Origin of the sequence: Methanohalophilus levihalophilus (assembly GCF_017874375.1) — an archaeon.
Taxonomy (GTDB): domain Archaea; phylum Halobacteriota; class Methanosarcinia; order Methanosarcinales; family Methanosarcinaceae; genus Methanohalophilus; species Methanohalophilus levihalophilus.
Window position 1 is genome coordinate 1 of record NZ_JAGGLK010000003.1, and the last position, 21470, is coordinate 21470.

Annotated in this window: 21 protein-coding genes; 11 read left to right on the top strand and 10 right to left on the bottom strand. The window is 43.4% G+C overall.

All coding sequences use genetic code 11. The annotated features are described in order from the left end of the window. Nucleotides 1–358 precede the first annotated feature (358 nt). The gene (locus J2755_RS07285) at nt 359–730 is read left to right on the top strand and encodes a hypothetical protein (RefSeq protein ID WP_209681475.1); all 372 of its coding nucleotides are present in this window, start codon (nt 359–361) and stop codon (nt 728–730) included. Nucleotides 731–829: 99 nt separating this feature from the next. Continuing rightward, nucleotides 830–2257, top strand: coding sequence for a dihydrolipoyl dehydrogenase (locus J2755_RS07290; RefSeq protein WP_209681476.1), 1428 nt, complete (start codon nt 830–832; stop codon nt 2255–2257). Between the two features lie 31 nt (nt 2258–2288). Here the strand turns inward: J2755_RS07290 and J2755_RS07295 are convergent, their stop codons facing one another. From J2755_RS07295 to J2755_RS07310, 4 genes are all read right to left on the bottom strand, one after another. After that, a complete protein-coding gene (locus J2755_RS07295) occupies nt 2289–2639 on the bottom strand; it encodes a nascent polypeptide-associated complex protein (RefSeq protein ID WP_209681477.1) in 351 nt (116 codons plus the stop codon). 65 nt (nt 2640–2704) lie between these two features. Beyond that, nucleotides 2705–3028, bottom strand: coding sequence for a HesB/IscA family protein (locus tag J2755_RS07300; protein ID WP_209681479.1), 324 nt, complete (start codon nt 3026–3028; stop codon nt 2705–2707). A gap of 75 nt (nt 3029–3103) precedes the next feature. Next, nucleotides 3104–4087 (bottom strand): hypothetical protein, encoded by a 984-nt coding sequence (locus tag J2755_RS07305; RefSeq protein ID WP_209681482.1) that lies wholly within the window; start codon nt 4085–4087, stop codon nt 3104–3106. Between the two features lie 93 nt (nt 4088–4180). After that, nucleotides 4181–4945, bottom strand: coding sequence for an RAD55 family ATPase (locus tag J2755_RS07310; protein ID WP_209681484.1), 765 nt, complete (start codon nt 4943–4945; stop codon nt 4181–4183). Between the two features lie 128 nt (nt 4946–5073). Between J2755_RS07310 and hisI the strand changes: the two genes are divergently transcribed. The 5 genes from hisI (at nt 5074) to J2755_RS07335 (ending at nt 10682) form a co-directional block, all read left to right on the top strand. Next, nucleotides 5074–5436, top strand: a complete 363-nt coding sequence (gene hisI, locus J2755_RS07315; RefSeq protein ID WP_209681494.1) for a phosphoribosyl-AMP cyclohydrolase — start codon at nt 5074–5076, stop codon at nt 5434–5436. A gap of 46 nt (nt 5437–5482) precedes the next feature. Then, the gene (locus J2755_RS07320) at nt 5483–7327 is read left to right on the top strand and encodes a PINc/VapC family ATPase (RefSeq protein WP_209681504.1); all 1845 of its coding nucleotides are present in this window, start codon (nt 5483–5485) and stop codon (nt 7325–7327) included. A 70-nt stretch (nt 7328–7397) separates the two neighbouring features. Further along, nucleotides 7398–8693 (top strand): UDP-glucose dehydrogenase family protein, encoded by a 1296-nt coding sequence (locus tag J2755_RS07325; RefSeq protein ID WP_209681506.1) that lies wholly within the window; start codon nt 7398–7400, stop codon nt 8691–8693. Nucleotides 8694–8740: 47 nt separating this feature from the next. Next, nucleotides 8741–9349: an imidazole glycerol phosphate synthase subunit HisH gene (hisH, locus tag J2755_RS07330; RefSeq protein ID WP_209681508.1), complete on the top strand. Its 609-nt coding sequence runs from the start codon at nt 8741–8743 to the stop codon at nt 9347–9349. Nucleotides 9350–9359: 10 nt separating this feature from the next. Beyond that, nucleotides 9360–10682, top strand: coding sequence for an AIR synthase-related protein (locus J2755_RS07335; RefSeq protein WP_209681510.1), 1323 nt, complete (start codon nt 9360–9362; stop codon nt 10680–10682). Between the two features lie 4 nt (nt 10683–10686). Here J2755_RS07335 and J2755_RS07340 read toward each other — a convergent pair whose 3' ends face one another. Both J2755_RS07340 and J2755_RS07345 read right to left on the bottom strand, forming a co-directional pair. Next, on the bottom strand, nt 10687–11988 hold the full coding sequence (locus J2755_RS07340) for an NfeD family protein (RefSeq protein ID WP_209681512.1): 1302 nt from the start codon (nt 11986–11988) through the stop codon (nt 10687–10689). 16 nt (nt 11989–12004) lie between these two features. Further along, complete coding sequence (locus J2755_RS07345) at nt 12005–12766, bottom strand: slipin family protein (RefSeq protein WP_209681514.1); 762 nt, start codon at nt 12764–12766, stop codon at nt 12005–12007. 121 nt (nt 12767–12887) lie between these two features. On the opposite strand from J2755_RS07345, the gene J2755_RS07350 reads away from it, so the two are divergent. Then, complete coding sequence (locus J2755_RS07350) at nt 12888–15017, top strand: DHH family phosphoesterase (RefSeq protein ID WP_209681516.1); 2130 nt, start codon at nt 12888–12890, stop codon at nt 15015–15017. A gap of 6 nt (nt 15018–15023) precedes the next feature. On the opposite strand, the gene J2755_RS07355 is transcribed toward J2755_RS07350, so the two are convergent. Genes J2755_RS07355 through J2755_RS07365 form a run of 3 tightly spaced genes read right to left on the bottom strand, consistent with a single transcriptional unit; the run spans nt 15024 to nt 17561 of the window. Beyond that, nucleotides 15024–15638, bottom strand: a complete 615-nt coding sequence (locus tag J2755_RS07355) for an orotate phosphoribosyltransferase-like protein (protein ID WP_209683237.1) — start codon at nt 15636–15638, stop codon at nt 15024–15026. A gap of 42 nt (nt 15639–15680) precedes the next feature. After that, complete coding sequence (locus J2755_RS07360) at nt 15681–16157, bottom strand: NOB1 family endonuclease (RefSeq protein ID WP_209681519.1); 477 nt, start codon at nt 16155–16157, stop codon at nt 15681–15683. 42 nt (nt 16158–16199) lie between these two features. Then, nucleotides 16200–17561: an ATPase domain-containing protein gene (locus tag J2755_RS07365; protein WP_209681522.1), complete on the bottom strand. Its 1362-nt coding sequence runs from the start codon at nt 17559–17561 to the stop codon at nt 16200–16202. 121 nt (nt 17562–17682) lie between these two features. On the opposite strand from J2755_RS07365, the gene J2755_RS07370 reads away from it, so the two are divergent. After that, nucleotides 17683–18465, top strand: coding sequence for an NAD+ synthase (locus tag J2755_RS07370; RefSeq protein ID WP_209681524.1), 783 nt, complete (start codon nt 17683–17685; stop codon nt 18463–18465). Nucleotides 18466–18468: 3 nt separating this feature from the next. On the opposite strand, the gene J2755_RS07375 is transcribed toward J2755_RS07370, so the two are convergent. Continuing rightward, on the bottom strand, nt 18469–19752 hold the full coding sequence (locus J2755_RS07375; RefSeq protein WP_209681526.1) for a tRNA(Ile)(2)-agmatinylcytidine synthase: 1284 nt from the start codon (nt 19750–19752) through the stop codon (nt 18469–18471). Between the two features lie 66 nt (nt 19753–19818). Between J2755_RS07375 and J2755_RS07380 the strand changes: the two genes are divergently transcribed. Further along, the gene (locus J2755_RS07380; RefSeq protein ID WP_209681527.1) at nt 19819–20772 is read left to right on the top strand and encodes a transcriptional regulator; all 954 of its coding nucleotides are present in this window, start codon (nt 19819–19821) and stop codon (nt 20770–20772) included. Nucleotides 20773–20820: 48 nt separating this feature from the next. Next, entirely contained in the window at nt 20821–21429 is a 609-nt protein-coding gene (gene purN / locus J2755_RS07385; protein ID WP_209681529.1) for a phosphoribosylglycinamide formyltransferase, read from the top strand. Nucleotides 21430–21470: the final 41 nt, after the last annotated feature.

Sequence of the window (21470 nt, forward strand, 5' to 3'; positions counted from 1 at the left end):
TTGTATATTGTACTAAAGTACGCGAGTCTTTGGGAACTATACATCGCTGCTGTGCTCACTCTACTTTTACCTACTCAATTTTTTTCTGAGTAATCGACTATCAACGAGCTGGAAGTCTTGTTGAGCGGAGCGAAACAGACGTGTTCTCCCGAAGCGCAATTCGGGCGTCGGCTGTGCTCACTCTACTTTTACCTACTCAATTTTTTTCCTGATTAATCTACTATCAATGAGTTCCATCTCTACATTTCTGGTGAGCTTATTTATAAGAGAAATGGAGATTTGAAGAAATTCGCATTTCAAAAACCCTATATGAAATGAAAAGTATACTTTCAGACAGTAATGGGTCTTGGTGTTTTTGATGGCAAAGAGAACTCTTGTTTTTGTTTACAATGCTGACAGTGGATTGATGAATGAAATGAAAGATTATTTTCACAAAATAGTTTCTCCTTCCACATACGGTTGTAATCTTTGTGCTCTCACATACAGCAACACTGGAATGAAAAGTGATTGGAAGTCTTTTGTAGACGATCTTGGCTTGCCTGTTAAGTTTTTGCACAAGGATGAGTTCAGGCAGACATACGGAAAAATGGAAGCTTCATTCCCATGTGCTTTTATGGATGAAGACGGGGAACTATCCCTTCTCATCACATCAGATGAAATTAACCAGAAGACAGATCTTGAAGATCTTAAGAATCTGGTTAAGGACAAAGTTGAAAACATGGATAACTGAAGTTTGATAATCCATAATTTCATTTTTTTTCATAAGGGCCAGTTACCACTACCTATAATTGGAATTGCTTCCAATATTTCTTCAGAAAGGGGTTTGATCATGAAACAATACGATCTTATCATCATCGGTACTGGCTCTGCGATGAACTATATTGGTTCAATTCTTCAGGAACATCCTGAAATGAAACTTGCCGTTATTGACAAGGATGACCCGGGTGGGATATGTCTCACGAGAGGTTGTATCCCTTCCAAAATGCTCCTTTATCCGGCAGAACTTGTTCGAAACATTGAAATTGCAAGAAACTTTGGAATACATAGCAGGATTGACAACATAGATTTCAATACAGTCATGGAAAGAATGCGAAAATCAATCTCTTCTGACATTGAAATGATTCGTAGTGGTCTTCAGGAGACAGAAGATTTCGATTACTATCCGGAGGTTGCTGAATTCATATCGCCCTACACTTTGAAAGTAGGAGATGAAACAATTACTGCCTCCATGATCTTCTTATGCACCGGCTCAAAAACCCTTATTCCACCAATAAAAGGCCTTGAAAATACTGAATACCTGACCAGCGATACTGTTCTCCAGATGACTTCTCTTCCGAACAGCATCGTTATTATTGGGGCAGGCTATATCGCAGCGGAATATGGGCATTTCTTTTCGGCAATGGGTAGCAAAGTTACCATAATAGGCAGAGGCAATCGTGTTCTATCTCAGGAAGAACCGGAAATCTCCATATTGGTCCGGAGAGAAATGGAGCAGTACATGGAAATTTTAACCGGCTATGACGTGACTGAAGTTCGTGAGGAAAACGGTAAGAAAGTAGTAGCAGGGACTTCGTCAGAAGATGGTTCCCAGCTGGAAATCGAAGCAGAAGCAATTCTGGTAGCAACGGGAAGGGCTTCAAATTCTGATATACTCCATCCTGAAAAAGGTAATGTTGAAGTTGATGAAAGAGGCTGGATCAAAGTAAACGAACATCTTGAGACCACGTCCCCCAATGTTTGGGCTTTTGGTGATTCAAATGGACAATACCTGTTCAAACATGTGGGAAACCATGAATCTACCGTTGTCTATCGCAATGCTATCCTAAAACACGATGTAAGTGTTGATTATCACGCAGTTCCACATGCAGTGTTCTCATGGCCTGAAATTGCTGGGTTAGGTATGAGCGAAAATGCAGCAATCGAACACTATGGGGAAGAAAAGATTTCCATTGGCTTCCAACCCTTTGAGGGCACCGGGAAAGGCCTTGCCATGGGTCTTAAGAACTACTTTGTGAAGGTTATCCTTGAAGCAGAATCCCAAAAAATATTAGGTGCTCATATAATCGGGCCTGAAGCTTCAGTTCTAATTCATGAATTCATTCCATTAATGTATACCGAAACACAGAATGTATATCCGCTAATCTATTCAATGGATATCCACCCCTCACTCAGCGAAGTTATAAAGCGGGCTGTAAATTCCCAGTACACTGTTAATGAATATCATTCCATTCTCATGGAAATGAATTTAATGGAATAAAAAAGGGAAAAAAGAGTTTTCCTCCTGTTAATCAGGAGGATAATGCGACAATTGCTTCGGCAAGGTCGCCGTTTGCATTTTTGAGAGCTTGTTTTGCCTCGTCTTCGGAGACATTTGCCTGCTCCATGACAAGCCTGATGTCGTCTTCCGGAATTTCCAACTCTCTTGCTACTTCTTCAGGGGTTCCTACTATCTGGTAAGTGTCTACTCCCTGTGCATTCATTATAGTCACGTTGGCATCATTGAATATAATTTCACGATCTGGCATACGGATTATAACCTGTTCCACATCTGCCAACTCGTTGATGTTGATGCCCATTTGCTTCATCATCTGCTTAAGCTTCTTAGGGTTCATACCCTTTCCACCCATGCCTGGAATCATCCTGTATCACCTCTACTGATGTAATGCAGTTTTTATGCAAAAAAAGAAGTTTATAAAAAGTTAAATTAGTGGCATCCGCCACCGCATGAACCGCAGCTGCTCATGGCTTTTGGATTATCAATAATGAAACCCTTGCCATCAGGAGTCTCGATAAAGTCGATTTTTGCTTCATCAAGTTCTTCCTGAACATCAGGTGCCATTACAATCTTAACATCCTTATCGGTAATTGTGACGTCGTCCTCTTTTGTTTCGTTGTCAAGTGCCATACCGTACTGTACACCACTGCAACCAAGACCTGCGACAAAAATTCTCAGTGCATGGTCTTTTTTATCCTCAGACTCCATCAGGGATTTAAGTTCCTGAGCTGCGATATCAGTAATTTCTACCATTTGTTCTCTCCTTTTGTAAGTAAGTATACTTCACTTTAGCCGGGTGTTGCTATATTAAATTGTCGTGCCTATCCATTACATGAATTCAACATCGCTGTCAGACGGATTGTCTAGAATTTCAGCAGTTGATGCATTGATTTCTACTGAATTTCTTTTTCCCTTTACTTCCCAGACAGGAACATAAACAAGTTCGGTTCGAATCGTTATGTCATCCTTCATCGGCTTAAACCGCTTATGCTCTGAAATAATTGCTTCTCCGACTGTGTTTCCGAATTTAACGTCCTTTGTATGCTCTTCAATAATTTTTTCGAGCAAATCTCCCCGAATTTCAGCATCAGTTGTAGACGGACTTCTTATTTCATATTCGCATTCAACCTGAACGCTATTGCGAATTTCAGGAAGCGTAAACTCTTCCGAATTTCCGTTAACTGCATTGATAAAACCTTCCCCTTCGCCGGAGATATCTATCATTTTGGACTTAAATTGGTATTCTGAATGAAGGGAATAGACATACTTCCAGAAAGGAACAAACTTCAGTTCTGCATCGCTGACAGAACCAAGCTGAGGTCTTGCAATTGAAATAGCTTTATCCTTTCTGATATTAATTGGTGAAGATTTCAGGTTAAGCTCAGAAACCTGTGCCTCCTCTGCCTTAATAGAAGCAACAGGTTGTGTAACCTCCTGGTTTTGTTCACTTGATGTCGAAGTTACAAACATATTATTCTGGAAAGTGTTATCCTCAGCAATAATGTAATTCTCTTCCCTGGGTACAGCAGTTTCTGTTTCCACAAGATCGATTTCTTCACCTTCGAGATCTGCAAGCACTGCTTTTCCAATCTGGTATGCCAGTTCAGTGCGGTCCCAGATCATAATACCTCTTCTTCTTGCATCGGCAACAGTTTCCTGTTCAGCTTCGCCTGTAACAACGAAAAGGCCTACTCCATCGGGAATATGTCTTGAAAAATCATCTATTGAATAACGATCAAGTCCGTTTCCAAACTTAATGTACATCTTGTCTCCGTTTTTCTCAGCTATTAAATCCGCGGTACTTGAATCCATAACGTTGTACCCGGATGAGGTAAATATATCTTTCAATATTTGTGAAAGGTTATTTTTCATGAATTGCCACCTCGTATTATGTTTTTGGCTCAATTAAAGGACTCTGGTTGTGGTTTCAAGTTCAATTCCCTTGTTAGTAATATTATATGATATGGTCTTGCTGGGGGGGATCATGCCACGCATTTTTCTTATGAGAATAGATCTCTCAACTTCACTTCCCCGCTCCTTCATCCTGAATTCAATGACTCCGTCACATATGTCCTTCATGGTATTTTCCACAGTAGTATCATGCATTCCTGAAGTCATCAGAATAAGCTGCACTGCATTTGTTGCTTTCCCCACAGAGGAAATCACTTCAATTGCTTCGACAACATTACTGAGCTCATATGCTCTCAGGAAGAAAGACATTGAGTCAATAACCCCTCTGTATCTTTCTTTCCGCGGTTCATTCACAACGGCCTTAAGTAAATTCATGGAATCGATGTTCTGTTTGATGAAGTCTTTTGCAGAAAGATCGATGGAAAGATGTTTTGGGAGAACATTGTAAAAACGAAGGCTGTATGCGTCGATGAAATCCATCTGGTTGGTGTCAATGTATCCTTCAATATCCCATCCGAAGTTTTTCATATCTTCTACAATTTCATTTATTGGGTGTTCGGAGGAAAAATAGTATACTTCTTCTCCACTGGTGAGACCTCCATAAACAAATTGTTGTGCGAAAACTTCCGAACTGGTGCCGGGTTCTGCCAGAAGTAATATTGTAGTTCCCGGTGGGACGCCCCCTCCCAATTGTACATCAAGACCCGCAACTCCTGTCGGTGTCCTGTAGCTACCTGATCCATCAAAACTATAGTCCATCTGTTCACCTTATGATGATATGTTATGCAATGTAATTCAAAGTTAATACTAGCAAATAGAGGATTGATTACTTTTTATATGAAGCCTCTTACTTTTTATAGTTATAGTATGTCTCAAAGGTGATTACCATGATCGATCTTGATGAACTAAAGTTTGACAACGGCCTGATACCGGCAATTGCACAGGACAGTGAAACAGGTGAAGTCCTCATGTTTGCCTTCATGAACAGGGAATCTCTTGAACTCACCATCGAAACTGGTATAATGCACTACTGGAGCCGCAGCCGACAGAAACTGTGGAAAAAAGGTGAAAGTTCAGGTCATCTTCAGACCGTAAAAGAATTGCTGGTTGACTGTGATATGGATGTCCTTCTTGCGAAAATAGAACAGGAAGGCGGGGCCTGTCACACCGGTTACAGATCATGTTTCTACCGCAACATCGAAGGTGACGTTGTTGGCAAGAAGATCTTTAATCCTGAAGACATTTACTAATTTCTTGAAGCATTGAATTAAATACATTCGCCACTATCCATTTAGCATGGATAATTCCAATGACCTGAGAGTAGTTCCTGACACCAGCGTTGTCATAGATGGGCGTATTTCCGAAAAAATACGTTCAGGAGAGTATGCTGGTGCGAAGATTTTTGTCCCGGAAGCCGTGGTTGCGGAAATTGAAGCACAGGCCAACCGTGGACTTGAAATCGGGTACAAAGGCCTTGAGGAATTGCAAGCAATTCAGGATCTGGCTCGCGAAGGAGAGGTGGATGTTTCTTTTGTTGGAATTCGTCCGGGACCGGATGAGGTTAAGCTGGCAAAGGGTGGCGAAATTGACGCTCTAATTCGTTCCGTAGGCGAGGAACTGGATGCCAAATTCGTCACAGGGGATCGAATTCAGGCTGAAGTTGCCAGAGCACGGGGAATGAATGTTGAATACCTGAAGCCCTCTTTGTTTGAAGTAACTCCACTTAAAATCGAAGATTTCTTCACAGATGATACAATGTCGGTACATCTCAAAAACGGTGTCGTTCCCATGGCAAAAAGGGGCAGTATCGGAAATGTAGAGTTTGTACCTGTCCGTGAAACACCATGTACGTATGGGGAACTGCACTACATTTCAAGAGAACTGTCTGAAAGAGCAAGATCAGACAATGAATCCTTCATTGAATTATCGGCCTCAGGCGCATCAGTTTTGCAGATTCGTGACATGAGGATAGCTATTTCGAGTCCACCATTCTCAGACGATATCGAAATTACAGCAGTTAGACCTGTGGCCTCCGTGAGGCTTGAGGAATACCGCTTAAGCGAACAGCTAAAAGAACGTGTGTTAATGCAGCGTGGTGTCCTGATAGCCGGTCCTCCCGGAGCAGGAAAATCCACATTTGCTGCAGGGCTTGCTAATTATCTCCACGAAAACGGTTATGTTGTCAAAACCATGGAATCTCCCAGGGATCTTCAGGTGCCGACTGAAATTACACAGTATGCTCCGCTGGAAGGTGATATGGCGAATACTGCTGATGTATTGCTTCTGGTAAGACCCGATTACACCATTTATGACGAAGTTCGCAAAACCCATGATTTTGAGATATTCGGAGATATGCGGCTTGCCGGTGTCGGAATGGTTGGCGTAGTTCATGCAAACCGGGCGGTTGATGCGATACAACGTCTGATTGGAAGGGTTGAACTCGGTATTATTCCCCAGGTAGTTGATACTGTCGTTTTTATTGACAAGGGTGAAGTAGCAAAGGTGCAGGTTCTGGAATTTACAGTGAAAGTGCCATCTGGCATGACCGAAGCAGATCTTGCACGTCCTGTGATTGTGATTTCAGACTTCGAGAGTGGAGTGGTTGAATATGAAATCTATACATTTGGAGAGCAGGTAGTTGTAATGCCTGTTTCGGAAGTATCAGGGAAACCCACATGGAAACTTGCTGAAAATGAAATCCGCAGCGTAATGGAACGTTATGTAGACGGTCGCGTGGAAGTTGAGATTATTTCCGATAGCAAGGCAGTTGTCAAAGTTGCTGAGTTCGAGATCCCGCAGGTCATAGGAAAGGGTGGCTCAACCATTGACAAAATTGAAAAGCAGCTGGGAATTGGCATTGACGTGCGTGAGCTAAGTGGGAAACCTGATAAAAAAGGTGAACGAAGTAGATCTTCCTCTTCTGAACTAAGACCCGTGGTCGAGCAAACAAAACGTCACTTGATTCTTGATGTCCCGGAACTGGCTACTCGTGACGTTGAAATTCTTATCGGACAGGATTATCTTTTTACAGCTACAGTAAGCAGGCATGGGGAAGTGAAGATCCGGAAGAACTCACATGTAGCAGCGGATATTCTTGATGCCATTGAAGCAGGAGAAGCTATTGTTGTGAAATCGGTTTGATATTTGATTTCCTTCACCATTATCCTGATATATTCATAAAAACATTTTACAAATCCGGGTGATAATTACAATGAGAATCTCAATTATAGGTTCCGGTTATGTTGGTTCAGTAACAGCAGCATGTTTTGCAGCTCTTGGACACGAAGTGATTTGCATTGATATAGATGAGAAGAAAGTAAGTCAAATCAATGATGGGTATCCTCCTGTATGGGAAGAAGGCCTCGAAGATCTCATGCAGAAACATGTTGGAAAGAACCTGATAGCAACTTCAGACTACGAATACGCTGTCCAGAATACTGATATTTCATTCATTTGTGTCGGCACTCCCTCAGGCAATGATGGCGGGATTGATCTTTCCATTGTAGGCGCTGCCAGTAAGAGTCTGGGTTCTGCAATAGCCTCTAAAAGTGGCTATCATGTTGTAGTTGTCAAAAGCACGGTAGTACCCGGTACCACCGAAGATGTTGTCCTGCCCCTGATTGAAGAGTATTCCGGCCGTATCGCAGGAGAAGGTTTTGGAGTAGCGATGAATCCGGAATTTTTGCGAGAGGGGAGAGCCGTTGATGATTTCATGAATCCTGACAAGATTGTTGTGGGTGCCATCGACGAACGCTCAGGAGCACTTGTTTCCGAGTTATATAGAGACGTTGATTGTGAAATCACTTACACCAATCCAAAAACCGCAGAAATGATCAAGTATACAAATAATTCTCTTCTTGCAACCAAAATTTCTTTTGCAAACGAAATAGGTAATATCTGCAAAAAACTGGGTATAGACACCTACGAAGTGATGAATGCCGTAGGGAAAGATTTCAGGCTAAGTCCTAATTTTCTTAATAGTGGCGCAGGGTTTGGAGGCTCCTGTTTTCCAAAAGATGTTCGGGCACTAATAGGAAAGGCAAAGGAAATGGATTATTATCCCTCCCTTCTTGAATCCGTAATGGAAGTAAATGAACTACAACCTCTCCAGATGGTAGAGTTGTTACAGGAGAAGATTCCTGATCTTTCAGGAAAAACCATCTCTGTTTTAGGGCTTGCTTTCAAAGGCAACACTGATGACATAAGGGAATCACGCTCAATTCCGGTCATAAAGAAACTGCTCGAACTCGGTGCAGAAGTAAAAACATATGATCCGCTTGCATCAGAAAACATGGAGAACGTTTTTGATACAATCACTTACTGTGAAAGCAGTGTTGAATCTCTCAGAGATGCAGATGCTTGTTTAATCATGACTGAGTGGGACGAATTCAGGGATCTGGACGAAGCTTTCTCTTTGATGAAAGGAAATCTTGTCATAGATGGTCGTCATTTGATTGATCCAGAAGCGCTGTCTACGGAAATCGAGTATGTAGGAATTTGCTGGTGACACCACGGTTCGTTAAATTGATGTATTAAAACCATTACTTAATCACCATGAAAAATATCGTGATCATTGACTACGGTCTTGGAAATCTCCGGAGTGTCCAGAAAGGACTTGAGCATGCAGGGGCAACGGTAACTATAACAAAAAATCCTGATGAATTAGAGCATGCAGATGGTCTTGTTCTACCGGGAGTCGGGGCATTCAATGATGCCATGAAAAACATCGTTCCGTTTCTTGAAGGAATAAACAAATTTATTAAATCCGGGAAACCTATGCTCGGGATTTGTCTGGGCCAGCAAATGCTCATGGAGCATTCCGAGGAAGGAGAGAAAGCTGAAGGACTTGGTCTGATTCCGGGCAACGTTGTCAGGTTTCCTCATTCTGAACTGAAGGTTCCACACATGGGCTGGAATGCTCTTTCCATAAAGCAGGAGCACCCTTTTTTCAAAGGGATTAAAGACGGTTCCTTTGTCTATTTTGTACATTCTTATTATGTAGATACGGATCTTTCCCACACACTTGCTTCATGCAACTATGGCCTCGATTTTGCCGCTTCAGTTGTAAATGACAAGGGCAATGTCATGGGAACACAGTTCCACCCCGAGAAAAGTGGTGAAGTGGGACTAAAAATGCTCCGCAATTTTGTCGATATGTGCTGAAAGGGATAACATGGATATTGAAGGATACGCAAAACGGGCCCTTTCAAAGGGCGAGGAAAATATTGAAAAAAGGCTTGCAGATCGAATTCAGGAAATAAAAGGGTCCACTCCTGAATATTCTCTCGCACTTGCAAAGGCAGCAGTTGAGGAAGCAAAAGCAACTCTGAATGTAGAAGGGGATGTCCTAACTTCATCCGTTTCCGGTGTCAGCATGGGACGTTTTGGTGTAGGTTCACGAGGAACAGGTGACTTTTACACCCATGAGAAAATAGCAGAGGTTATAGGCAGCACAAATGCTGTTGTGGACAGCAGCCAGTTGGACGATTCCGGAGCCGTCCAAATTGATGATGACAAGTATCTTGTGATTACCATTGATGGGATGCATTCACGCCTGAGCGATTTCCCTTATCTTTCAGGTTTCCATGTTGCAAGAGCTTCTTTGAGGGATGTCTATGTAATGGGTACCAGACCACTCGCCCTTTTATCTGACATCCATGTTGCAGATGATGGTGATGTGGGTATGATTTTTGACCACATTGCAGGAATAACCACTGTTTCCGAACTTACCGGTATTCCTTTGATTACCGGTAGTACTCTCAGAATAGGCGGGGATATGGTTATCGGTGGTCGTATGACCGGTGGTGTGGGGGCTGTTGGAATTTCATCATCGCTTGCAGCAAGGCAAAACACTGCAGTTGGGGACGTTATTCTAATGACAGAAGGTGCCGGTGGAGGTACGATTTCGACAACGGCACTTTACTATGGTATGCATGATGTGATTGATGAAACCATAAATATCAAATTCCTTGAAGCATGTGAAGCCCTTCTTGAGTCAGGGTTGGAGAAGAAGGTACATGCTATGACTGATGTAACTAACGGAGGGGTTCGTGGGGATGCCAAAGAGATCTCCAGAACTGCTGGTGTCAAACTCATATTTGAAGAGGACAAACTCCGGCCGCTTGTAAATACTCGTGTTCTGGAAATGCTGGAAAAACTCGAAATAGATTACTTGGGTGTTTCACTTGATGCATTGTTGATTATTGCTCCAGCTGATATCGCTCCTGCAATCATGGAATGTATTCGTAATGCGGGTGTAGCCATCGATATAGTTGGTCGTGTGGAAGAAGGTACAGGTGCCGATTTGATAGTTGATGGCGTGACCCGGGACTTTTCACCAAGATTCAGGGAATCTGCTTACACTCCAATCAAGAAGATGATGGGTGAGGAGCAGCCTGATGATTTCGAGACCATGAGAAAAGCAATCGATAAGGCTGCAAATGAGGCAATTGAAAAGAAAAGAAAAGTTGTGGAAAGGCTTAGACACCTTTCCTGATATTTCATTTTGGGTTTTCTTTTAGTTTGACGGTCAAAACGGGTCCGTCTTTTCCGATTATTTCCACTTTTTCTCCGGGATGGATAGTTTCTTCTGATTCGGCTTTCCAGTATTCTCCGTGGTAGCGCACATAACCCCTGTTTTCAGGTGAGATCTCGTCAAGTGCTTCTGCACGTTCGCCCACCATATCTTCTCCTACTATGGGTTTTCTCTTTCTCACCTGTATGACCTTATACAGGGCAAAAGCAAAGAATATCGCTACAATTGCTGTGGGAACCAGTACATAATATATCATTGTCATTTGTGCCTCCGCTGGACCATACCAGCGCGGGAAATCATTCGGAACAAGGAAGACGCTGCCGGCAACCAAGCATATTATTCCGGCTATACCGAATATGCCAAAGCCTGACGCCTGCAATTCCAATATCAACAACACAATTCCAATTCCAATGAGGAATATGGCTGCAAGGTTCACATCAAAACCGATCCCGATTAAACCAAGAACGAGGCTTATGCCGCCGAACACTTCCGCTCCGACTCCAGGGCTTGAAATGCCGAAGATAATCCCGTATATTCCAATCATAAGAAGCAGGGATGAAACTATCGGGTTTGAGATAATTTCCATAAATGCAAGTGAAACTCCCGGTTCATAAGGAATTATATCCGCTCCGGAAGTGTTGAGTTGCCTGCCCTTTACGTTTTCACCGTCCACCTGTACAAGCAAATCATCGATGTCTTCAGCAATGTACTCGATTACCCCGGCTTCCAGTGCTTCTTCGGCATTCAGGTTGAGGTTTTTGGTGATGAACTCTTCTGCTGCCGTCACATTTCTGTCGTGCTGGCTCGCTTTTTCCTGTGCAAGGGCTACAATTGCGTTTATGATTTTAGAATCATTGATAGGCTGTGAGCCGGTTGGTGATACACTTACCGGTTGGGCTGAACCAATTACGGTAAAGGGTGCCATTGCTGCCACATCGGTGCTGATGAGAATGAGAGTTCCTGCAGACCAGGCCTTTGTACCTTCCGGATATACATATCCGATGACGGGAACCGGCGAGTCGTCTATGTTCTCGATGATTTTCAGGGTTTCATCGAGTCCGCCGCCGGGCGTATTTAAGGTAATTACAAGGGCTTCGTAACCTTCTTCCTCGCAGATTGCAAGTGCATCCGCTACCATATCATCGGCAACAGGTGTAATTGAATCATCCATCTCAAGAACCATAACTTCTTCTGCTGAAGCCATCGGGATCAGCAGTAGAAGGATGAGTATGCAAGAAAAGAAAGAAAGGTATTGGAGCCCTTTCATGTTTCAGATCCTCCGCTTATTTCTTTGCAAAGGCTTCCGTGAGGGCAGCAATATTGCCCGTGTCTCCGGTATTGGTAACTACGACCATATTGCCTTCCCTTGCAACTTCTGCAATGGTCTGGAGTTCCCTGAGTTTGATGGCTACAGGTACATCCTGATACAACTTAGCTGCTTCTTTCATCTTCTCGGCTGCCTTGAATTCACCGTCTGAAAGGATAATACGTGAACGCTTCTCCCTTTCGGCTTCTGCCTGTTTGGCGATTGCGCGAAGCATTGTGTCATCGATACTCACGTCACGCAGGGTTACGGCTGTAACCTTGATTCCCCAGGGATCTGTGGATGCATCCAGCATTGATTGGATATCCCTGTTGACCTCTTCCCTTGATGAAAGGACGTCGTCGAGTTCCATCTGGCCGATAACATCACGAAGGGTGGTCTGGGAAAGCGCTGCGGTCGCAAACTTATAATCTTCGACCTCCGTAATTGCAGATTCGGGGTTGAGCACCTTATAGTACACAACAGCGTCAACGGCCACTGTTACGTTATCATGAGTTATGACTGCCTGTTTTGGGACGTCAATGGTTACGACACGCAGATCAACTTTGACCGCCGTATCAATGATAGGGATTATGAAGAAAATACCGGGGCCTTTCACCCCGCTAAATCTTCCAAGCCTGAAAATCACAACACGTTCGTATTCCTTTACGACCTTAATGGCCTGCGTAAGGATAGCTATCACTACAATAATTGCAAGAATTGTAATTTGTTCGAACACCATGAGTATACCTCTCCCTGGAAGTAATAATTTGTAAATGTTGATAATAAAGGTTGTTGACGAAATATGATTTTTCTTTCAGCAACCTAAATAAACCAGTAGATCAATCACCCCTACAGATACAATGAAAGAGAAATGCAATGACTGCGACGGCGCAGGTTATACTTCCGTATCAAAGGAAAAATGCCCTGAATGCAAGGGTTCCGGCAAACCACGTTCTGTTAATCTTATGTCCCTTTCAGAAAAAGACATGAACAGTTTGTTGAAAGGCTCCGCCGAATGTGAGAAATGTTGTGGGAGCGGAGAAATCGAAGTAAAGGAAGACTGTCTTTCCTGCAAAGGCGCAGGCTATTTCTACAAATGTGAAATGTGTGGCAAACCCATCGATGAGCCACTTGACGGAAAAGAAGTTTGCAGGAATTGTGGGGAAATTCACATTGTCCACCAGTTGGATGATTCGTGTGATATCGCCGAACTTGAAGTAGGAAAACTCTACCATGCAAAGGTAAACAACGTTGTGGATTTCGGTGCTTTCGTCAATATGAATTCCAATGTTCGGGGTCTTGTCCATTCCAGTAATATCAAGGATAAGCTGGAAGTCGGGGATCACATCATAGTGGAGCTCAATGAACTCCGACAGGATGGGAAAATGGATTTGATTCCTAAAACCGTTAAGGAATTCAGGACGGTTGAAGTCGAAAAAGACATTCCTATCCGGAAATCTTCCGAACTCAAGGATCTTGTGGGTCGGCTTGTGAAAGTGGAGGGTGAGGTCATACAGGTCAAGCAGACAGGTGGGCCCACGATTTTCATAATATCCGATGAAGAAGGACTTATTTCCGCTGCTGCTTTTGAAAAGGCAGGAGAGCGTGCATATCCTGAAATTGACACCGATATGATAGTGAAGGTTACAGGGGATGTAAACCAGAGGGCTGACAGACTTCAGGTTGAAGTCCGCAGCATGAAGCATCTCACCGGTGAAAGGGAAAAATCCGTAAAAGCAAGAATTGATGCTGCTCTTGACAAGAAGGCAGAGCCATCAGAAACGGAATTCCTTGTGGAAAGCGAAATCATGGAAAACTTACGTCCCGCAATGAAGAATGTAGCCCGCGTAATTAAAAAAGCTGTTATTCGTTCCCGTCCGATTCTATTACGTCACCATGCTGACGCTGATGGTATGACTGCAGCAGTGGCAATCGAGAAAGCAATACTGCCGATGATCCAGGAGATCAATGGTGCGGATTCCGAACATTATTTTTACAAACGGGCTCCTTCAAAAGCCCCGTTCTATGAAATGATGGATGTCACCAAGGACATTTCCTTCGCTCTCGAAGATTCAGAGAGGCACGGCCAGAAGCTTCCTCTCATAGTCATGGTTGATAACGGTTCCACCGATGAGGATGTTCCGGCGATGAAATACGTGGAATTGTATGGTATGGATATGGTTGTAGTAGATCATCACCATCCGCATGAATCGGTGGATAAGTACCTGAAAGCTCATGTAAACCCGGCCCATGTGGGTGGAGACTTCGGTGTGACTGCAGGTATGCTTTCTGCGGAAGTTGCAAGGATGATTAACCCGGATGTGACAGACAAAATCAAACATCTGCCTGCGGTATCTGCTGTGGGAGATCGCTCCGAGGCTCCTGAAGCTGAACGGTACATAAACCTTGTTTCAGGTTATTATCCGCTTGAAAAGCTTAAGAAAATGGCTCTTGCACTGGACTTTGAAGCCTATTGGCTGAAATTCAGCAGTGGGAAACAAATTATCGACGACATCTTGAATCTCTCTGGTTCTTCTCGTCACAGCAAACTGGTTTCATTGCTCTGCGAACAGGCAAATGAAATGATTGATGAGCAGCTTGAAGCATGTCTTCCAAATGTCAAATCCACGGAATTGCCAAACGGTGCAATCATGAATGTGCTGGATGTGGAAAACTACGCTCACAAATTCACCTTCCCGGCACCCGGGAAAACTTCAGGTGAAGTTCATGACAGGCTATGCCGGAAATTCGAGGGCAAACCTGTCATCACCATTGGCTACGGTCCTGACTTTGCCGTAATCCGCTCCCGTGGAGTGAAAATGAATATCCCGCAGATGGTACGGGAACTCCATGATGAACTCGTAGGGGCGGGTGTAAACGGCGGAGGCCACCTTGTTGTAGGCAGCATCAAATTTGTTGAAGGTATGAGAAAAGAAGTGCTTTCCAGACTGGCTGAAAAGGTTGGTGCCGTAGAAGTGGAGGAAGTTTAAACTTCCTCAATCAACCCTTACGATATGAACAAGAGCGTTTACAGGAACGCCTTCTATGTGGTCAGCATTCTTCTTGTCGAGAATGACGGCAATTGAGACAGGTTTTGCACCGCTGTCTTTTAACTGTTTGCATACATCGGTTGTTGTGGAACCGGATGAAATTACATCATCAACAACCACACAGTTCTTTCCGGCAACGTTTCCGAAATTCCTGCTGAAAATGCCTCTCTGGTTTTCCTTTTCTTTCCGGTTATCATAACCGTGGAATATCGCAAAATCAGCGCCGAGTTCCTCTGCCATGATTGTTGCCATGGGCACTCCGCTGAGTCCGATTCCCACAACCATATCTACGGTTTCACCGCTTTCACTAAGGCTCTCAAGAACCATGTCGCAAAGTGCCTGGGAAATGTATCGGAGACGGTATGAGCTTTTACCGATGTTACTCCAGTTTACGGAAATATCCTTTGGTGCAGCAGGTGATGCAGCGCCTCTTTTTGCTCTCGCAAGAAGCCATGTAACAGTGTCCCTTGAAACATTCAACTCATTGGCAATTTCCCCGGTAACCAGACCGTTTGCCTGCAGTTCAACTGCTTTCTGTATTAATTCATCAATATTCTTCATATTGGCACCACTTTCTACTGACATATCCTATTATCTTTTACCTTATACTTTTCTTTTGCGGGTTTTTTTCAGGGCCGACCCACAAACCGGGCATTCATCTCCGCTGTCAAACTTTCTCCTGCACCCGATGCAACGTTTTCCCCATATAATACGATCTTTGATTTTCTTTTGTGAAACCGGCTTTACTTCTATTCCGAGAAGCAATGCAACATTCTGTACTGCATAATCATCTGTCAGGAGTACAGCTTTATCCCTATACTCCAAAGCCTTGGCAAGAATATCAATATCCGTTCCTGATAACTCCTCAATGTCCCTGGTATTTTTGGCCATTTGGTGGATTTCTGCTACCGTTTCCGGGTCAGGCTGTTCAACCCTTGCTCCGCTTTCAATTGCCAGTAAACCTTCAATGCTGGATTCTCTGCTTCTTAATTCTTCAACAACACCCGGAACAGTTACAAATGGGGCATTTTTCCGGTACCTGTTGATAAAAACTGCAGTATCCGCCACGAAGATTTTCATATCCCTGCTTATGTATTAATAGGATTAAATAACATCGATGTATCAGAAAAGGAAGTCCGGGGATAATTCTCCCATGATTTCGATTCCATCAGATTTTATTGTTAGCTCCCTCAGTTTATCATCAGGTATCCCGTGAGCGAGTTTTTGGATCATTAAACTTCGCTTGATTCCGGCCTTGCTCTTAACGTAATTCAGGGATATTTTGTTATCCATCTGGAATGCTTTTCCGGAATTGCTGTTCGCTCTTTCAGCGATAGCAAAAATAGATGTAACATTTCTGTTTTTGAGGGTCGCAGCCAAACAACGGATGTAATCAAATCCTTCCTCTCCCAGGTTTTCCAGATACCTTTCCAGATCATCTACAAAAACCCGTGTTGCTCCGGTACTTTCAATGAGTTCTTCCAGTTTTGCAATGTGCTTTGGTATTTCAAATGAGTAAGACTTTTCTTCAAGAACAGTAACCAATTCATCCTCTACCAATTTTCCCATGTCCAGTCCAATTGCAGAAGCCATGCTTTTGAGCCTGTTCGCATTCTCGTCAAAGCTAACAAAGATTGCATTTTCCCCGGCTTCAGCTCCGGAGCAAACATATTGGAGGCCAAATGTTGTTTTTCCAATTCCTGTATCCCCACAGAGTAAAGTGGAACTGTTTTTAGGGATGCCGCCGGATGTCATATCGTCAAGTCCGGGAATCCCTGTCGTAGTTGTCTCTCTGATTTCTGAAACAATGTCCCTGCCCCGGGGTAAGACATTAATTCCATCCCCGGTTATTGAAAACAGATGTTTTCCGGGAATGTACTCCTGACCACGCAGTTTTAAGATCTCAAGATGCCGATTTCTCCTGGAACTCCTTTTGTCGTTTGAAAGCTGGATTATGCCGTCTACTACATGACTGAGTTCACTTCCGGCTAACTCTTCTTCTGTAAGTTCAGCCGTAATAAGAACAAGTGCACCCCATTTCTTCGTCCTCTGGAAGAGATCGTAATAAAAACGTCTTCTCGCATCAAGATCAAAGCTACATCCGATTGCATTTATTGGGTCAATTACGATGCGATCAGGACGTATTTTTTCAATTGATTCCTCTAGATTCCACATAAAAGAGTATATGCCCCTGTCAAGGGCTTCCGTGTTGATTGGAACCTGATGGATATTTCCCTTTGAAAGCAAAGAAACATTATAGAAGCTCATCCCGGTAAGAAAGTTGTGAACCATTGATGAGGGGTCAGTATCGGATGTCACATACATACAGACTTCTCCTTTCTTTTCAGCAAGGAAAAGGGACTGCATTACCATCGTTGTTTTTCCGGTTCCGGCTGCACCGGCTATCAGGATGGCGGAAGGTTTGTTTAAACCTCCTTCAAGTATTTCATCAAGCCCTTTTATGTGGGAAACAGTTTCTTCCATCGTTGCACCCGGGTGGATATATGTAAAAATATATTGAAGCACAGCATATAATTATTTTTCCTTCATTTTCATAGGAAAGGTACATATATTTTCTTCCTAAACCTCTCTGTGGTGTAGATTAATGGAACTTGTTGCCTCAAAGGAAAGGATAGTTGAATTCATTCGTACAAAGTGTGAAGAAGCAGGATGTGGTGGAGTTGTTGTTGGTTTAAGTGGGGGAATAGACTCCAGTCTGGTTGCATACCTTTCTGCGGAAGCACTTGGTCCTGAAAATGTTCTAGGAATACATATGCCAGAACTGAATGTTACGCCGGCGGAAGATGTGCTGGATGCCACACAGGTTGCCGGCATTTTAGGAATTGAATTCAAAACCATAGACATTTCCGAAATAGTCGAGTCTTTCCTGAACAATATGCCTGAAGGAAATCCGGCTGAGTCGTATGCCAATGGCAACCTGAAAGCCAGAATACGAATGTCTATCTTGTATTATTATGCAAATCTTGCAAGATACCTTGTGGGAGGCACAGGGAACAAAACAGAGATTTTGCTTGGCTATTACACAAAATATGGCGATGGCGGAGTTGATATCGAGCCGATTGGTGATCTTTTCAAAACTGAGGTTAGGCAGATGGCCGATATTCTGGACATTCCTGCAGATATTATTAACAAGCCACCATCTGCTGCTCTCTATGTTGGCCAGACAGATGAAGAAGACCTTGGTTTGCCTTATGATACTATTGACCGGATTCTTTCGTTGCTTCTGGAAGGACTGGATACAAATGTAGTTCAATCGATGGTGGGAGTTTCCGCTGAAGAAATGCATTCACTGCTGGTAAGAATCGATTCTAATCTCCACAAAAGAAAAGTTCCGCCAATTGCGGATCTCAGCGATTTGCGCTTCTGAAACTTACCTTGATGGATGAATATATCCATCCTTGTCTCTCCTGATAAGTGGCATTGACAAATGCCTTCTTGCACAGGGAGGCACTTCGTAAATCCCGATTTCAAGTTCCCTTGGAATTTCAACCATTTCGAGTTCAGAAGCTGTTGTTTTACAATTGCGGCACCTGTATCCCTGATTTTTCCCTGCGGATTTCATCTTTTTTCCACAGGAAGAGCAGGTCGGGTTTACCAATTCAGATTTTGTTTCAAGTTTTTTGATTTCAAGTTTCTCAATATTGAATGTTCCTTCTTTGACACTGCCTGATAATACTACAATGTCTTCTGGAATTAGTTTCCTTACAAGTTCCCTGAAATTTTTGGTTGGTTCAAAAGCGGCGCAGTCTATGGTATTTCCCCTTTCGTCAGTGCTTTGGAAAAAGGTATGCCCTCCTTCGATAGTATGAGGAATTGATGTAACTTTCAACTGAATGGTATAGGAATGCAAATCCTGTAAATCTTCAATGAAGGATGCCGGAATCAGGTGCATGTCCGTTCCCTGGTTTGTCCTGTATAGGAGAGTTCTTTCGGTATTCTCTCCTTCAATCGTATCTGCAGTTTCCCTGATGGCGGCTTTGTTCTTTCCACGGATGCCATAAAGAACGGGATCAACGGAATGTGGTACACAGACAACCAAATTGTTTGACATATCAACATTGTCCCAGGTTTCAGGATAAGTTGCATTGTCCGCTTTCCAGACACTTTCATCATCAACACGGCGGAGAGTTCCCCAGTTCTCCGGTTGCCTGTAAGCAAGCAATTCATAAGTGTAATCCCACTTCTCTGCAAGGGCTGCACCAGATGCAGCAAGTGCTCCAATTAACCCCCTGCCGTTTTTGTAGCCACGTGCTTCAAGTTTATTTCTTGAAATGATTTCCTTTGCCCTGTCAATTGTTATGACCTGCCGAACCGTTTCAAGGAAAAAGTTTGCAAGCTCTTCCCTGCAGCTTTCGACTTGCCCAGCGTGAATAAACACCACGCCGGGATTTGTGTTCTCATCCTGGAATTGTGCAAAATCTTCCACCCTTTCTATTACGTGGGAAATCACTTCTTCAGGTCGTTCAGTTTCAATTTGCAGGGCTACAGCTGCATTTCCCCTTGTTTTGTAAGGAATTGTAGGATTCAAGCGGATAAGTAGTGGTTCATTTGTGATTTTACCGTATTGTTGCAGCTCTTCAAAAAGCAGGGCTCCGAGATATGTGGTGCACATCCCTGTATTTCGGGAATCGGTGTCATCAAATGCAATTATCATATGTTCAACGTCAGCATTCTATAACGGATATGTTTATATAGTTGTGTCTGGAAGATTCTACTTGTCATGACAAAGGACATTCTGATACATCAAATAATTGATGTACTGGACAGAGCTGATTTTGTAATCTCCAACAGATGCAATATCCGTCCGCGAAGCTTTGATCTTGCTGCAAGAAAGGGTGATGTCCTTCTTTTCTGCAAGGTTTTATACAATATTGACAGCCTGAATGAGGATACGGCTTCTGAAATGAGGTCGCTGGCGGAATACCTGGGAGGTTCCCCGGTACTCATTGGCGCTAAAACACGGGATCAGTTGCTTGAGGACAGCGTAGTTTACATGAGGTATGACATTCCGGCTCTAAACCTGCAGACGCTTTACGACTGTTTTGTCGAAGATGTTCCTCCACTGGTTTCAGCAGCCCCCGGTGGACTTTACGTTTCAATTGACGGTGACGTGCTAAAGGAGGCCCGCAGCAGGATGGCTTTATCTCTTGGAGCTCTTGCAACACATCTGGGTGTTTCACGACGTACCATCAGCAAGTATGAAGAAGGGTGCATGGATGCTTCCATTGATGTAGTTCTCCAGCTTGAGGAATTGCTGGACGTAGCTCTTGCACGTTCCATTGATATCCTGAATCGGGGACTCAGGGAAGAAAGACGTGATTTTGAACTTGAAAAGCCGGCCCCCTCTGGTGATAGCATCCTGAGTTTTATCCAGGGTTTGGGTTATGATGTCCTGTCAACGGATCAGGCACCCTTTAAGGCAGTTTCCAAAGATCCTTCCACTATTTTCCTTACGGGAATCAGTGAATACAGTGGTTCAATGCTCAAGCGGGCTCACCTGATGAGCAGCATCTCCGAGGTTACACAAACCAGATCTGTATACATCATTGAAGGAAACAGCAAATACACTTCAGTGGAAAATACTGTTTTGATTGAAAAGAAAGAACTTGATTCACTTTCGGATTCTGATGAATTGGATACACTCATAGATGAGCGTTCCAAGGTTTCAAGTTGAGTGCTTTTTCCAAAACTCTAATATATACTTATTAACTATGGTTGTCCGATGACTCTCAACATAGCAGTGCTGGTCTCCGGACGGGGCTCAAATCTCCAGTCCATAATCGACAACATTGAAAATGGTTACATCAAGGATGCTGCTATCCGTGTTGTTGTTAGCGATAAGGAAGATGCTTACGCGCTTGAGAGAGCCAGAAATCACGGCATTAATGCGGAATTTGTGGATCCGTCAGCTTTCTCCGACAAAGATCAATATGAGAGTCGTATTCTGGAGATTCTTGACGGCTATGACGTGGAATTGCTGCTGCTCGCAGGCTATATGCGGTTGCTGGGTGGCGGTATTGTTCGACATTTCAAAAACAGGATAATAAACATTCATCCTGCTCTTCTTCCTTCTTTTAAAGGGCTTCATGCACAAAAACAGGCTCTGGAGCATGGGGTAAAAGTTGCAGGCTGCACAGTTCATTTTGTAGATGAAGACATGGATTCTGGTCCTATTATCCTGCAAAAATGTGTTCCGGTACTTGATGATGATACAGAAGATTCCCTTGCAGAGCGGATTCTCAGGGAAGAGCACCGGATTTATCCTGAAGCTGTGAAATTGTATGCAGAAGGACGTCTTGACATTAAAGGCCGCATTGTTTCAATATCATAAATTTATATCAAATCTCGTTAAATCCAAAGGAAAGGAAAAAG